The 13,316-nt window shown below is 62.4% G+C and carries 14 protein-coding genes; 8 read left to right on the top strand and 6 right to left on the bottom strand.

The window, feature by feature from the left end:
• The first annotated feature begins 53 nt into the window (after positions 1-53).
• The 8 genes from QOL82_RS08275 (at position 54) to fliR (ending at position 5,735) form a co-directional block, all read left to right on the top strand.
• The gene (locus QOL82_RS08275; protein ID WP_283441775.1) at positions 54-1,124 is read left to right on the top strand and encodes a sulfate ABC transporter substrate-binding protein; all 1,071 of its coding nucleotides are present in this window, start codon (positions 54-56) and stop codon (positions 1,122-1,124) included.
• 157 nt (positions 1,125-1,281) lie between these two features.
• Positions 1,282-1,782, top strand: a complete 501-nt coding sequence (gene fliL / locus QOL82_RS08270) for a flagellar basal body-associated protein FliL (protein WP_283441774.1) — start codon at positions 1,282-1,284, stop codon at positions 1,780-1,782.
• A 4-nt stretch (positions 1,783-1,786) separates the two neighbouring features.
• A complete protein-coding gene (fliM, locus tag QOL82_RS08265) occupies positions 1,787-2,788 on the top strand; it encodes a flagellar motor switch protein FliM (RefSeq protein WP_283441773.1) in 1,002 nt (333 codons plus the stop codon).
• A complete protein-coding gene (gene fliN / locus QOL82_RS08260; protein WP_283441772.1) occupies positions 2,778-3,194 on the top strand; it encodes a flagellar motor switch protein FliN in 417 nt (138 codons plus the stop codon). The genes fliM and fliN overlap by 11 nt, the downstream gene beginning before the upstream one ends.
• On the top strand, positions 3,191-3,790 hold the full coding sequence (gene fliO / locus QOL82_RS08255) for a flagellar biosynthetic protein FliO (protein ID WP_283441771.1): 600 nt from the start codon (positions 3,191-3,193) through the stop codon (positions 3,788-3,790). The genes fliN and fliO overlap by 4 nt, the downstream gene beginning before the upstream one ends.
• A complete protein-coding gene (fliP, locus tag QOL82_RS08250; RefSeq protein ID WP_283441770.1) occupies positions 3,780-4,523 on the top strand; it encodes a flagellar type III secretion system pore protein FliP in 744 nt (247 codons plus the stop codon). The genes fliO and fliP overlap by 11 nt, the downstream gene beginning before the upstream one ends.
• 118 nt (positions 4,524-4,641) lie before the next feature.
• The gene (fliQ, locus tag QOL82_RS08245) at positions 4,642-4,911 is read left to right on the top strand and encodes a flagellar biosynthesis protein FliQ (protein ID WP_283441769.1); all 270 of its coding nucleotides are present in this window, start codon (positions 4,642-4,644) and stop codon (positions 4,909-4,911) included.
• 35 nt (positions 4,912-4,946) lie between these two features.
• On the top strand, positions 4,947-5,735 hold the full coding sequence (fliR, locus tag QOL82_RS08240) for a flagellar biosynthetic protein FliR (RefSeq protein ID WP_283441768.1): 789 nt from the start codon (positions 4,947-4,949) through the stop codon (positions 5,733-5,735).
• 118 nt (positions 5,736-5,853) lie between these two features.
• Here the strand turns inward: fliR and QOL82_RS08235 are convergent, their stop codons facing one another.
• The 6 genes from QOL82_RS08235 to QOL82_RS08210 form a co-directional block, all read right to left on the bottom strand.
• Positions 5,854-8,307 carry a hypothetical protein gene (locus QOL82_RS08235; protein WP_283441767.1) on the bottom strand — a complete coding sequence of 818 codons (2,454 nt, stop codon included), beginning with the start codon at positions 8,305-8,307 and terminating at the stop codon, positions 5,854-5,856.
• Between the two features lie 12 nt (positions 8,308-8,319).
• Positions 8,320-8,766, bottom strand: coding sequence for a hypothetical protein (locus tag QOL82_RS08230; RefSeq protein WP_283441766.1), 447 nt, complete (start codon positions 8,764-8,766; stop codon positions 8,320-8,322).
• Positions 8,767-8,972: 206 nt separating this feature from the next.
• Positions 8,973-9,284 (bottom strand): flagellin N-terminal helical domain-containing protein, encoded by a 312-nt coding sequence (locus tag QOL82_RS08225; RefSeq protein ID WP_283441765.1) that lies wholly within the window; start codon positions 9,282-9,284, stop codon positions 8,973-8,975.
• 5 nt (positions 9,285-9,289) lie between these two features.
• Positions 9,290-11,194, bottom strand: coding sequence for a flagellar hook-associated protein FlgK (gene flgK / locus QOL82_RS08220; protein WP_283441764.1), 1,905 nt, complete (start codon positions 11,192-11,194; stop codon positions 9,290-9,292).
• A 54-nt stretch (positions 11,195-11,248) separates the two neighbouring features.
• The gene (flgJ, locus tag QOL82_RS08215) at positions 11,249-12,175 is read right to left on the bottom strand and encodes a flagellar assembly peptidoglycan hydrolase FlgJ (RefSeq protein WP_283441763.1); all 927 of its coding nucleotides are present in this window, start codon (positions 12,173-12,175) and stop codon (positions 11,249-11,251) included.
• 28 nt (positions 12,176-12,203) lie between these two features.
• Complete coding sequence (locus QOL82_RS08210) at positions 12,204-13,313, bottom strand: flagellar basal body P-ring protein FlgI (RefSeq protein WP_283441762.1); 1,110 nt, start codon at positions 13,311-13,313, stop codon at positions 12,204-12,206.
• Between the last annotated feature and the right edge of the window lie 3 nt (positions 13,314-13,316).

The raw sequence follows: 13,316 nt of genomic DNA, 5'->3' as shown, positions 1-13,316 counted from the left end.
CGCAGCGCCGATTTTTGGCACAATACGCGCCTCAATTCATTTCAGGAGAGGCAATGTCCACCTTCGCAATCCGCCGCCGTGACGGCGCAGACCATGGCGCGCCGCTGCTGCGCACGCTGCGCGGCAAGCTTGCCGGCATCGCCGGCCTGGCCGCCGTCGCGCTGACGCTCGGCGTTGCCGCGCCGGCCCGCGCCGACACCACGCTGCTCAATGTTTCCTACGACGTCGCGCGGGAACTGTTCAAGGACATCAATCCCCTCTTCATCGCCGACTGGAAGAAGCAGACCGGCGAGACCCTGGTCATCAACCAGTCGCACGGCGGCTCCAGCAAGCAGGCGCGCGCCGTGGCCGACGGCCTGGAAGCGTCGGTCGTCACGATGAACCAGGCCAATGACATCGACATGCTCGCCAAGCGCGGCCTGCTGCCCGCCGACTGGAGCAAGAAATTCCCGAACAATGCCGCGCCTTTCTATTCGACCATGGTCTACCTGGTCCGCAAGGGCAATCCCAAGGGCATCAAGGACTGGGACGACCTGGCCAAGCCGGACGTGAAGGTCGTCATCCCGAACCCGAAGACCGCGGGGAACGGCCGCTACACCTATCTCGCCGCCTGGGGCTCGGTGCTGCAGAAAGGCGGCAACGAAGCCCAGGCGCGCGAGCTGGTGACGAAGATCTTCAAGAACGTGCCGGTGCTGGACTCGGGCGGACGCGCCGCCACCACCACCTTCACCCAGCGTGAAATCGGCGACGTGCTGGTCACCTTCGAAAACGAAGTGCAGCTGGTGAAGAAGGAAATGGGCCAGAACTTCGACATCGTCTACCCGACCACGTCCATCCTGGCCGAATCGCCGGTCGCGGTGGTCGACAAGGTGGTCGACCGCAAGGGCATCCGCAAGCAGGCCACCGCCTACCTGCAATACCTGTACACCGAGCCGGCGCAGGAAGTCATCGCCCAGCATTTCTTCCGTCCGCGCTCGGAAGCGGTGCTGAAGAAGCATGCCGAGTCGTTCCGCCCGGTCAAGCTGTTCACGGTCGACGCGGTGTTCGGCGGCTGGGACGCCGCGCAGAAGAAGCACTTCGACGACGGTGGCGAATTCGACAAGATTTACCAGCCCAAGAAGTAGCCGTTCAGGGGTGCGCCGCCGGCCGCCGGCGCCGCACCTTGTCATTTCAGTCGCGAAGCCACGATATGCGCGACTATCCCCCCGTTAATCTCCGCATCCCGCCGGGCCGTTCTTTTCGATAATGGCTGCAATTCTCATTGCAACCCAAGGAACAGAAATGGCAACCTCGAAAGCCGCCGCGGCCCCCGCGGCCGCGGAAGGCAAGAAATCCAAGAGCAAGATGTTCATCATCATCGGCGCGCTGGTGCTGGCCGCCGGCGGCGGCGGCGGCGCCTGGTATTTCATGGGCCACAAGGGCGAGACGACTGAAAAGGCGGCGCATGCCAAGCCCAACCCGGCGGCGCCGCCCGTCTTTGCGCAGATGGACCCGTTCACCGTCAACCTGCAGGCCGATGGCGGCGAACAGTTCCTGCAGACCGCATTCACGCTGAAGGTCGGCAGCCAGGCCGACGTCGACGCGATCAAGCTCTACCTGCCGCAGGTCCGCAGCCGCGTGCTGCTGCTGCTGTCGAGCAAGCGCGGCGCCGACATTGCCACGGTGGACGGCAAGAACAAGCTGGCCAAGGAAATCATCGAGCAGCTGACGCAGCCGTTTGCCAAGGGCGCGCAGCCGCTGGAAGTGACCGACGTCTTCTTCACCGCTTTCGTCATTCAGTAAAGCCATGGCCGAAAATTTTCTGTCGCAGGATGAAGTCGACGCCCTCCTGAAGGGCGTCAGCGGAGACATCGACGAAATAAGCACGCAGGTCGACAGCTCCAGCGTACGGCCCTACAACCTGGCGACCCAGGAACGCATCGTCCGCGGCCGCATGCCGACGCTCGAGATCATCAACGAGCGCTTTGCGCGGCTGCTGCGGATCGGCCTGTTCAACTTCCTGCACCGCAGCGCCGAGGTGTCGATCGGCCCGGTGCGGGTTTCCAAGTACAGCGAATTCATCCGCAACCTGGTGGTGCCGACCAACCTGAACCTGGTGCACATGAAGCCGCTGCGCGGCACGGCGCTGATGGTGCTCGACCCGAACCTGGTGTTCCTGATGGTCGACAACCTGTTCGGCGGCGATGGACGGTTCCACACCCGGGTCGAGGGCCGCGACTTCACCCAGACCGAGCAGCGCATCATCCACCGGATACTGAACATCGTCTTCGAGTCGTATGCGAAGTCATGGGAGCCGGTGTACCCGATCGAATTCGAGTACATCCGCTCCGAGATGAATACCCAGTTCACCAACATCGCCACGCCGAACGAAGTGGTGGTGGCGACCACGTTCACCATCGAGCTCGGCCCGGTCAGCGGCGAAATGCACTTCTGCATGCCCTACTCGATGATCGAGCCGATACGCGACCTGCTGACCAGCAGCATCCAGGGCGAGACGCTGGAAGTGGACAAGCGCTGGATCCGCCTGATGACGCAGCAGATCCAGAGCGCCGAGGTGGAGCTGATCGTGGACCTGGGCGAAGCCCGCACCACGCTGGGCGCCATCCTCAACATGAAGGCGGGCGACGTGATCCCGTTCGCGCTGGCCCCGACGGTGGAAGCCAAGGTCGACGGCGTGCCGGTAATGGAATGCACCTATGGCAAAATCAACGGCCAGTACGCGCTGCGCGTCGAACGCATGATCAACAGCTCACATGAAGTAATGCCAGGAGATGAACATGTCCAATGACCCCACCACCCAGATCATCGCCGAGGATGACTGGGGCGCCGCGATCGCCGAGCAGGCGCAGGCCGAGGAAAACGCGCTGCGCGCGCAGACCGCCGGCGCCAGCATCTTCCAGGAGTTTTCCAGCGGCGGCAGCCGCAGCACCCACAACGACATCGACTTCATCCTGGACATCCCGGTGCAGCTGACGGTCGAACTCGGACGCACCAAGATCGCGATCAAGAACCTGCTGCAACTGGCGCAGGGCTCGGTGGTGGAGCTGGACGGCCTGGCCGGCGAGCCGATGGACGTGCTGGTCAACGGCTGCCTGATCGCGCAGGGCGAAGTGGTGGTGGTCAACGACAAGTTCGGCATCCGCCTGACCGACATCATCACGCCGTCCGAACGCATCCGCAAACTCAACAAATGACGACCGCACGCGCGCTGCTGCTGAGCCTGGCCCTGGCGGCAGGCACGGCCGTGGCCGCCGATCCGGCTGCGACGGCGCAGCCTGTTACCGTGCAGCCGGCTACGACGCAGCCTGTTGCCGTGCAGCCGGCGCCGGCGCAAGCCGACACGGCGCAGCCTGTCACTGCACAGCCGGTGCCGACGCCGGCGGCTCCCGCCCAGCGCCCTGCCCTCGGGTCCGCCGCGCCGGCGGCGGCGCCAGCCCCGGTCACGAGCGCACCGGGTTCGGCCGGCAGCCTGCTGCAGGTGGTGTTCGGCCTGCTGGTGGTGCTGGGCCTGCTGGCCGGCGCGCTGTGGTTCCTCAAGCGCCTGGGCGGCGGCCGCTTCGCGCCGGGCTCGGTGGTGAAGATCGTCGGCGGCGTGTCCGTCGGCAACCGCGAGCGCGTGATGGTGGTGGAAGTGGCCGACCAGTGGATCGTCATCGGCGTCGCTCCCGGCCAGGTCAACACGCTGGCCAGCATGCCGCGCCAGGAGCAGCCCGCAGCGCAGGCTGCCGCCGGCGCTCCCAATTTCAGCGCATGGCTGAAGCAAACGATAGAGAAACGCAATGCAAACTAAGTGGGCCGCACGCGGCCTTGTGATCGCGGCCGCGCTGCTGCCGCTGTGCGCGCAGGCCCAGGGCCTGCCGGCGCTGACCAGCACCCCCGCCGCCAACGGCGGACAGAATTACACGCTTAGCCTGCAGACCATGCTGCTGCTGACCGGCCTGACCTTCCTGCCGGCGGCGCTGCTGATGATGACCAGCTTCACCCGCATCATCATCGTGCTGTCGCTGCTGCGCCAGGCGCTGGGCACGCAGACCGCGCCGCCCAACCAGGTGATGGTCGGCCTGGCGCTGTTCCTGTCGCTGTTCGTGATGGGCCCGGTGCTGGACAAGATCTATACCGACGCCTACCTGCCACTGTCGGAAAACCGGATCACGATGACGCAGGCGCTCGACACCGGCGTCGGCCCGCTGAAGGAATTCATGATGAAGCAGACCCGGCAGTCGGACCTGGCGCTGTATGTGAAGCTGTCCAACAGCGCGCAGCTCCAGGGCCCGGAGGACGTGCCGCTGCGGGTGCTGGTGCCGGCCTTCATCACCAGCGAGCTCAAGACCGCGTTCCAGATCAGCTTCGCGATCTTCATCCCCTTCCTGATCATCGACATGGTGGTGGCCAGCGTGCTGATGTCGATGGGCATGATGATGGTGTCGCCGTCCATCGTGTCATTGCCGTTCAAGCTGATGCTGTTCGTGCTGGTCGATGGCTGGCAGCTGCTGATCGGCTCGCTGGCGCAGAGTTTCTATTGAAGAATGACGGCGCGGAAGCCGCGGGGCGCATCGCGTTCCCGCCCGCCGCAGCCTCTTTGCCCCTCGCACGGCGTCCCGTGCAGGACAATGTTATGAAGACCATCAAGAAAGCACCGCAATGACCCCAGAAAGCGTCATGTCCCTAGGCCGCCATGCGATGGAAGTCACGCTGATGGTCGCCGCGCCGATGCTGCTGGTGGCGCTGGTCATCGGCCTGGTGGTCAGCATCTTCCAGGCCGCCACGCAGATCAACGAGACCACCCTGTCCTTCATTCCCAAGCTGATCGGCATCTTCGTCGCGCTGGTCGTGGCCGGGCCGTGGATGCTGTCGGTGATGCTCGACTACATGCGCCAGATGCTGACCGGCATTCCCGGCATGGTGGGCTGATCGGCCGGACCTGGCGGCTCCGGCTGCGCGCAAGCATGATTACCCTGAACAGCCTCGACATCAACGCGCTGATCGCCAGCTACCTGTGGCCCTTCACCCGCATCATGGGACTGCTGTCGATCGCGCCGCTGTTCGGCAACAACGGCATCCCGGCGCGGCTCAAGATCGCGCTCGGCATGCTGCTGTCGGCCATCGTCGCGCCGACCGTCGCAGCCCTGCCGGCAATGGACCCGGTGTCGATCGGCGGCGCGCTGCTGCTGGCACAGCAGTTCATCATCGGCATCGCGATGGGATTCGCGATGCGCATCGTGTTCACCGCGGTGGAGCTGGCCGGCGAACTGTGCGGCATGACCATGGGCCTGGGCTTCGCCACCTTCTTCGACCCGCAGTCCAGCGGCCGCACGTCCGCGATCAGCCAGTTCCTGTCGCTGCTGACGCTGATGGTCTACCTCGCCGCCAACCTGCACCTGGTCGTGCTGTCGACGCTGGTCGACAGCTTCACCAGCATGCCGATCTCGGCCATGCCGATGGGCGGCGACCTGTTCCGCCAGCTGGTCGGATGGGGCGGCCGCATCTTCAGCGCCGGCGTGCAGCTCTCGCTGCCGGTGGTCGCCGCCCTGCTGATCACCAACATCGCGCTGGGCATCCTGACCCGCGCCGCGCCGCAGCTGAACCTGTTCGGCGTCGGCTTCCCGATCACGCTGTCGGTCGGCTTCCTGATGCTGGCCCTGACCGTGCCTTACCTGGCGGTGCCGCTGGACCGGTTGTTTGCGGAAGCATTCGGGATGATGCGGCAGCTGACGGCGGGCCTGCCGAAGATTTGAACGCAGGCTTGCGGCTATTTTCTGTCGCTATCCAGGAAAAAGCCCTGGCAAAATCAGGACGGACAAGGTGAACATCTACCGTGCGCGAGCAGAACATCCAGGCCTTTCCAGAAGACCGTCAGTTTTCGGATTCATCTTCCCGATTGGACAAGGATTTCGTTCCCTTATCCCGCCTGTTTGCGCTACCCGCCGCTTCCCCAGGCAGCACACCCGAAGGCGTCGTGGACGAATTTGCCGTAGTACTCGATGTTGGCTTCTCGATTGTCGAGACCCCGGAATCGGTTCGACCGTACGCATGGGCGATCGGTGTGCTTGAACTGACGCCAGGCTCAGTGCCCGCTCTGTGCCCGCTCGGCGCTGGCACATAAAATTTGGCCTTCAGTAACGCATGGGCTTTACTAAAAAATTCCAATTTTCGCACGACCCGGAATTTGCGCTTCCTGTCGTCAGACATGTGCGATAACTCGCGAACCAAAATATCGCATGCCTGCTTGCTTTTAATTGCCAGCCTTAATAAATAGTGGGATGCGATGTCATGCAACGTAATCACGTTCGACGTTTTTACCAGCCTGTCGAGCGCAGCTGAAATTATGTCCTTGGCAAATAGGTCTTGATATTTCTCGCTATCTGAAAACAATTCTTCAAGCAAAAGTTCGAGCGTTTGAAAGTAGTCATTCAACGAATTAATACTGGATCCTGCAGGCGCCGTTTTCAGATATAAAATTACCTTTCCTTTTGAGAACTTATCGCCGTCGCGTAAATTTTTTAGTATGGTATTGGTCGGAAGTTCATCGCCGGCCTGAAAATTCGGAATGCCAGTCTTATGCAAGCCAGAAATAATTTCGAAGTCTCCCTTGTACACGATCCCGCTAAAGCGCTTCGACGACATATCAAGTAGAACAAGGCTGATCAGCTCACACAACGCGGCATTATCAATCGCAAGCTCTACAAGAAATCGATTTGTGATGGCGATCTTTCCCTTACTGGCCTGTTTGTCCTGCATTTGGGAAAATAATTTTTTCAAGGCCGACTGAAGAATTGGCTGCCCGTCGAATTTTATGGAAAGACCGCGCTGGGCCATGATCGTGGACACGAGCCTGACAATAATGCGCAGAAATCCACCAACTGTTTCAGGCGTCTCGAAATTTCTTTTATCCGAAATAAACTCGTCTATATCTGCTTGGGTAATTCTCGAGGGGACGTCGACGAGTTCGACAAAGCTTTGCGTAAACGAACTGCCATCGTCAGGACTTTCCATGATAATCGCCATATGCGGCGCATCATCCGCGGCAGCCACTGGCTCGCTGGGAGTCAGGCTTTTCGGCGCCGGCGTCACATCGGGAAGCTCTCTGAGAACAGTTGGGACTGTTACCGGGGCGAGTTGTGAAATTTCGTGCGGCAGTGTCGAACTTCCCAATACCTGCTGCCTGAATTCATCCCGCTGGCATAGCAGTTTGGTCAGGTTACTTCTATCCAGGAGCGCACAAAGGTTATTCAGATTGTGTGGGACTAGTTCGTCTGACAAACGCCATCTTGTCCGCTCCCCGGCTTCGAATGTGGGCGGGAACGTTTCCGCATAAAATTTTTCACTTTCTGAAATGATTCTTTCACACAAGCTGAGGTAATTGTTCCGGAGGCAGAAACGGACTAGGCCAACGCATTCTTTTTTGAATTCATCGCCGTAATCCTGTATGTCCTCATCTTCCAGGAAATCATGGCCCAGTCTTTTTTGAGCGATTTCGGTCGCTGATTTATAGCGTTCCATGATCGACTGCATTTTATCGAATTCACCTGACAATGACGCAAAGGACATTTGCATGTTTGAGGACACAGGGGTTTCAATCCGGCGCTTTTTGTTCACAGGTTCGCCGTCCTGTCCAGTCGCGTCGGCAAGTTTGCCCAGCCCGTCTGTCGTTGTGGTTGTGGTCGTCAGTGACGCTGTCGATTTTTCCGCCCCGCCAGCACGTTTCCAGCTTGCGCTGCCGGAATTATCTTGCGCGATGACATTGCGACTTCTTTTCAGTGTTGCCGCGCTGGGCGCGGCGAGCAGATGCAATTCGCCTGGACTACTCGCCTTACTTCTTGATTGCTCTGGCGATTGCAAAGCCCGTGCTTCCAGGCGTGCGCTGCCGGGCGACGAGCCGGGTTCAAGGAATGGCGGATAAGAGAAACTGGATTCGGCAGTTTCCCGGTTGTGGATGGGCGACTCCATGCTCGCAGAACGTCCAGCATGTTCCTCGAACGCGGTCGGTCCAAACACGTCCAGCGATTTTTGGGTGTTGTTTCCAGAGAATGTGGCGTTAGTCGAAATATGGGGCGCTACCGTGAAAGGCAATCCGGTGGTCGCGCTGGAAAACGTGGTTAGCTGCGTCTGCAGCTGGTTTTGCATTGAGAACAGCTCGCGCTGCTGCCGGATGCGGTCGATGTTGTACAGCACATGCTGCAGCCCCTGCGAAAGCATGGGGGACTGTGGCAGCGACACTCCGGGTGCAGATGGCCCTGCCATGCTTGGGAACGGCTGCAGAAGCGGCACGTGATGAAGGGAATGCCCAGGCAGGTTCGATTTATCCATTGCAATAGCCTTTCAGTTTTGCGACTGCGTTACAGAATTAATTTTTGCGATAGCTGGCGTGTGATGCAGCAGGCCACTCCAGTAGCAAAAGGCATCGGCAAAGTAGGAAAGACGTTCCCTGAAACGCACGCTGTCGAGCGCCGCGCGCGGCCATGACTCGCTGATCATCACAATGCCGGTGGCTGGATCGACCTGCAATAAGCGACTCGCTCCTGGAGCAAGATCATGATCACTTGCATCATCGGTCCACGAAGCGTCGGAAGCTGCTGGACTATCGCGGGAGGTCTGATGCAGGTAGCCCGGGCTGGCGCACAGCAAGATGGCGCCCTTTGCCTCATCCTCCAAAAGGGCAATGACAACTTTGTCATCGAGCGTCAGCCAAAAGGGCGCGAAAGGCGCCGGGACAACGGGCCAAACACCATTGACCAGATCGTCCAACAAAATTTGCAGCGCGCTCATATCTTTTCAATTCCTACAGTTAACGGCTCAATCCAGCCGAGCCGCCTTCGTAACTGCAAGAGTCTGGCCGTTCCCACGCGGCGCAGCCGTCCTGTCACTGGGATTTTTTTACAGATAGCTGAACAGCGACAGTCCCGATACCTTGACGAAGCTCTGCTGCTCCGCCTGCAGCATCATCTGCTTTTGCGACAGCTCCGAGATCGCCTTTACGTAGTCGAGGGCCTGGATCGAAGACAGCTGGTCGGCGTACTGTATGTCCCGCGCGCTGCCGGCAGTGTGCCTTCCTGGATATTCAGCGCATCCCTGGCGCTGCCGCGGTTCTGCGTGTAATGGGCATTGATCGACTGGCCCTGGCTCAGGTCCAGCACCTTGGCCGCCCCCAGCGGGTCATCGGCAGGCGACAGCAGCCGCTTGCCGGTGCTGATCTGCTGCTGGACTTTCGCCAGGCTCGACTGCGTTTCGCCGATGTGGCTGACATTCGATTCGAGCAGGCTGCTGGCGCTGATACGGATTGCCAAACCACTTACGCGCCGAGCGAAAGCAGAACGTTGAACATGTCGCTGGCGGTCTTCATCAGCTTGCCGGCAGCCTGGTAGGCCTGCTGGTACTTGAGCAGGTTGGCGGCTTCCTCGTCGAGGTTGACGCCGGACTCCGACTGCTGCGCGGTCACGGCCGAGGTGTAGAGCTGGCCGGCGGCGGCGCTGGTGACCTCGAGTTCGCGGGTCTTGTTGCCGACCTGGTTCACCAGCTGCGAATACGCACCCTGGAAGCTGGCGTCGCCTGCGGTGGTCTTGGCCGACTGCAGGCTGGCCAGCGCCAGCGCATTGCTGTTGTCGCCGCTGGCGCCGTTGTTTGCGCCGACGGTGAACACGTCGCCGGCTGCCGGCGCGCCCTTGATCTGCAGCTTCCAGCCGCCGGCGGCGATGTCGGCGCCGGCTTGGAAAGTCTGGTTGCTCAGCACCGCGTTGCCGCTGCTGTCGGTAATGCTGAACGTGGTCGGATTGCTGAAGGTGATCGTGAATGGCTGCACCGGTTTGGCGGTCGGCGCAGTGGCCGCGACGCCGCCGACCGCGCCGGTGCCGGTGTTGCTGGCGGCGGACGTGCCGCGCAGCGGCGAGCCCAGCGCGATCTTCGCCGGGTCGTCGAGCTTGACCTTGATGCCGGTCGCGGCCGACGCGCCGCCCGCGGTCGGGCGCACCGTGAAGGTGTCGCCTACCGACGGCGAGCCGGTGAGCTGGAGCTGCACGCCCGCGATCTCGGACACCGGCTTATTGTCCGACAGGCGCAGCACCGAAAACGCGGCCGGATTGGTGCCGGTTACCTGCACTTTGTAATCGCTCGCGGTCAGCAAACTGGTAGCAGCCGGATCGAAGCTCGCCACCAGCTCGCCTTTCGGGCTGCCGTTGGCGTTCTTGCTGTTGGCGCTGCTGGGGCCGACCATGGGCGCGCCGATGTCGAAGAACTGGCCGCCCGGCGCGCCGGCCTGGTCCTGTCCCAGCGCATGCTGGCGGTTGAATTCGGTGGCCAGCGTGATGGCGACACGGCCCAGCGCGCTCTGTGTCGCATCCAGCGTCTTGGAGCGGAATTCCATCACGCCGCCGAGCTTGCCGCCGGTGATGCTTTCCTCGGCCAGCATCACCGGCTTGCCGTTGATGTCATAGGCGACCTCGGCCCGGCCGGCGTCGGTCGGCGACTGGACCACGGAGAGGTTATAGGTCTTGTTGCCGACCACCAGCGGCTGGCCGCTGCCTATCATCACGTTGAAGGTATTGCCCTGCTTGACGACGTTGACCTTGATTTCCTTGCTCAGTTCGCTGACGGCCTGGTCGCGCTGGTCGAGCAGGTCGTTGGGCGCGCCGCCGCCGTTGTTCATCACCTTTTCGATCGCGTCGTTGAGCTTGCCTATCTGCTGCGCATAGGCATTGATGCCCTCGACGCTGGATCGGATCTCGGCATTGACGCCCTGGCGCTGCTCGTTGAGCTGCGCGTCCATGCTCTGGAAGCGGCCGGCCAGCGTGTTGGCCGACGACAGCATGGACTGGCGCGCGGCGGCGGAGCTCGGGTCGGACGTGGTGGACTGCACGCTGGAGAAGAAATCCTGCAGGGCCGGCGACAGGCCGGACTTGCTGTCGCCCAGCATGTTGTTGACCTGCTGGATCTGGGAATAGTAGCTGTCGAGCTGGCCCTTGGCGGTCTGGGTCGAGACCACCTGGTTGCCGAGAAACTCGCTGTAGACGCGGCGCACGCCGGTGACCTCGGTGCCCTTGCCGATGAAGCCGTAGCCGGCATCCTGGCCGCTGACGGCGCCCTGCACCACCACCTGACGGTTGTAGCCGGGTGTGGCCGCGTTGGCGATGTTGTGCCCGGTCGTGACAAGGCCCACCTGTGCCGCGTTAAGCGCGCTCTGACCGACGCTGAGTATGGACATAATGGGTTTTTCCTTATCGCTGTTACACCGGTTACGGCGTTTGCGCGCCGAACTTTAGCTGGATAGTGATTGTTTGATAATGCGGCTGAGCTTGGCCGCGTAATTCGGGTCGGTCGCATAGCCGGCTGCCTGCAGGCCCTGCGCGAACCCGGCGGCGTCCTTGCCGTTGGCGATCACGTTCTGGTAGCGCGGATTGTTCTTCAGCAGGCTGGCGTAGTCGCGGAAGGAATCGGCATAGGAATCGTAGGCGCGGAATTTCTCCATCTTCTTCTGGGCCACGCCGTTGACGTATTCGGTGGTGGCGACCTCGACGGTCTTGCCAGTCCAGTTGCCGGTCGCCTTGATGCCGAACAGGTTGTGGCTGGTGCTGCCGTCGGCGCCGCGGATCTCGCGCTTGCCCCAGCCGGTTTCCAGCGCGGCCTGGCCCAGCATGAACTTTGCGGGAATGCCGGTGCTGCGGCTGGCTTCGTTCGCATGCGCGGCCAGCTTGTCCTGGAAAGCCTGCACATGGTCCGGCCGCGCCGGGAACTGGCGGGCGCTGCTGATTTCCAGCGGCGTCGCCCCGTCCGGCGGCGTGGCCGACAGGCCGGTCTGCTTCAGGTTCGGCGCGGCGGGGATGGCGCCTGGACCCATACCGTCGCCCATGCCGGCGGCGGCTTCCTGGCCCGGCAGCAGCGTCGGTCCGGCCGCATTGTTCGACAGCTGCCGCATCAGCGCATCGGCCAGGCCCATGCCGCGCTTGGAAAAATTGTCGCTGATCTTCTGGTCCAGCATCGACGTGTACATGCGGCTCTGCTGGCTGTCGAACGGGCTGTCCTGGGGCGTGGCGTCGCGCATGCTCTTCATCACCATGTTCATGAACAGTCCTTCGAACTGCCTGGCCGCGGCGCGCAGCGCTTCGGGCGAGTCCGCCTTGCCGGAACGGCGCAGAGCGGAGACATCGGCGCCGTCGCTGGCGATGCTGGGGGTCGGGCTGATCATGTCGTGGTTCGTCCTTGACTGTTGTGCGTCAGATGATTTCGAGCTCGGCGCGCAGCGAGCCGGACGCCTTCATCGCCTGCAGGATCGCCAGCAGGTCCTGCGGCGTCGCGCCGATCGCATTGAGCGCCTTGACCACGTCGGCCAGCGACGCGGCCTGCTTCAGCAGCACCACCTGCCCTGCTTCCTTCTTGATCTCGATCTGCGAGTTCTGCGTGACCACGGTCTGGCCGCCCGACAGCGGCGCCGGCTGGCTCGGGGTGTTCTCGGTATTGATGACCACCGACAGGTTGCCGTGCGAAACGGCGCAGGTGTCGAGCGTGACCGACTGGTTCATCACCACCGAGCCGGTGCGGGCATTCATGATGACCTTGGCGGCGGTCTGCGCCGGCGTCACAGACAGGCTTTCGAGCGCGCCGAGGAAGGCCACGCGCTCGTCGCTGCCGGACGGCGTGCGGACCCGGATCACGCGGCCGTCCTGGGCGGCGGCGGTGTCGGGGCCGAAGCGCCGGTTGACCGCCTCGACCACCTTGCTGGCGGTCGAGAAGTCGCTCTCGTTGAGCTCCAGCGCAATCATGTTGTTCTCTCCAAGCGCATTCGGCACCGCGCGTTCCACGGTGGCGCCGCTGGAAATGCGGCCGACGCTCAGGTGATTGACCTGGGCCTTGCTGCCGTTGGCCGCGGCGCCGACGCCGCCGACCAGCACGTTGCCCTGGGCCATGCCGTAGATCTGCCCGTCCGCGCCCTTGAGCGGCGTCATCAGCAGCGTGCCGCCGCGCAGGCTCTTCGCATTGCCCATCGACGACACGGTCACGTCGAGCAGCTGGCCGGGCTGGGAAAAGGCCGGCAGCGAGGTCGTGACCATCACCGCGGCCACGTTCTTCAATTGCAGGCTTCCGGTCGGCGGCAGGTTCACGCCGAGCTGCTGCAGCATGCTGATGACGCTCTGCACGGTGAACGGCGTCTGGGTGGTCTGGTCGCCGCTGCCGTCGAGGCCGACGACCAGGCCATAGCCCATCAGCTGGTTCTGGCGCACGCCGCCGATGCTGGCGAGGTCCTTCAGGCGCTCGGCCTGGGCGCCGGCACTGGCCAGCAGGATGGCGCCGCACAGCAGCGCCTTGAACAGGGTCTTGGTACGCATGGG

The sequence above is a fragment of the Noviherbaspirillum suwonense genome (assembly GCF_900182955.1).
GTDB classification, from domain to species: domain Bacteria; phylum Pseudomonadota; class Gammaproteobacteria; order Burkholderiales; family Burkholderiaceae_D; genus Noviherbaspirillum_A; species Noviherbaspirillum_A suwonense.
This window is presented reverse-complemented; position numbering and strand designations above follow the sequence as displayed.

Bases quoted from the DNA above. Each gene is read 5' to 3' on its own strand.
- QOL82_RS08230 (WP_283441766.1), bottom strand. From the start codon at position 8,766: ATGAGCGCGCTGCAAATTTTGTTGGACGATCTGGTCAATGGTGTTTGG.
- fliM (WP_283441773.1), top strand. From the start codon at position 1,787: ATGGCCGAAAATTTTCTGTCGCAGGATGAAGTCGACGCCCTCCTGAAG.
- fliN (WP_283441772.1), top strand. From the start codon at position 2,778: ATGTCCAATGACCCCACCACCCAGATCATCGCCGAGGATGACTGGGGC.
- fliR (WP_283441768.1), top strand. From the start codon at position 4,947: ATGATTACCCTGAACAGCCTCGACATCAACGCGCTGATCGCCAGCTAC.
- QOL82_RS08235 (WP_283441767.1), bottom strand. From the start codon at position 8,307: ATGGATAAATCGAACCTGCCTGGGCATTCCCTTCATCACGTGCCGCTT.
- QOL82_RS08275 (WP_283441775.1), top strand. From the start codon at position 54: ATGTCCACCTTCGCAATCCGCCGCCGTGACGGCGCAGACCATGGCGCG.
- fliP (WP_283441770.1), top strand. From the start codon at position 3,780: ATGCAAACTAAGTGGGCCGCACGCGGCCTTGTGATCGCGGCCGCGCTG.
- QOL82_RS08210 (WP_283441762.1), bottom strand. From the start codon at position 13,313: ATGCGTACCAAGACCCTGTTCAAGGCGCTGCTGTGCGGCGCCATCCTG.
- flgJ (WP_283441763.1), bottom strand. From the start codon at position 12,175: ATGATCAGCCCGACCCCCAGCATCGCCAGCGACGGCGCCGATGTCTCC.
- fliL (WP_283441774.1), top strand. From the start codon at position 1,282: ATGGCAACCTCGAAAGCCGCCGCGGCCCCCGCGGCCGCGGAAGGCAAG.
- flgK (WP_283441764.1), bottom strand. From the start codon at position 11,194: ATGTCCATACTCAGCGTCGGTCAGAGCGCGCTTAACGCGGCACAGGTG.
- fliO (WP_283441771.1), top strand. From the start codon at position 3,191: ATGACGACCGCACGCGCGCTGCTGCTGAGCCTGGCCCTGGCGGCAGGC.
- fliQ (WP_283441769.1), top strand. From the start codon at position 4,642: ATGACCCCAGAAAGCGTCATGTCCCTAGGCCGCCATGCGATGGAAGTC.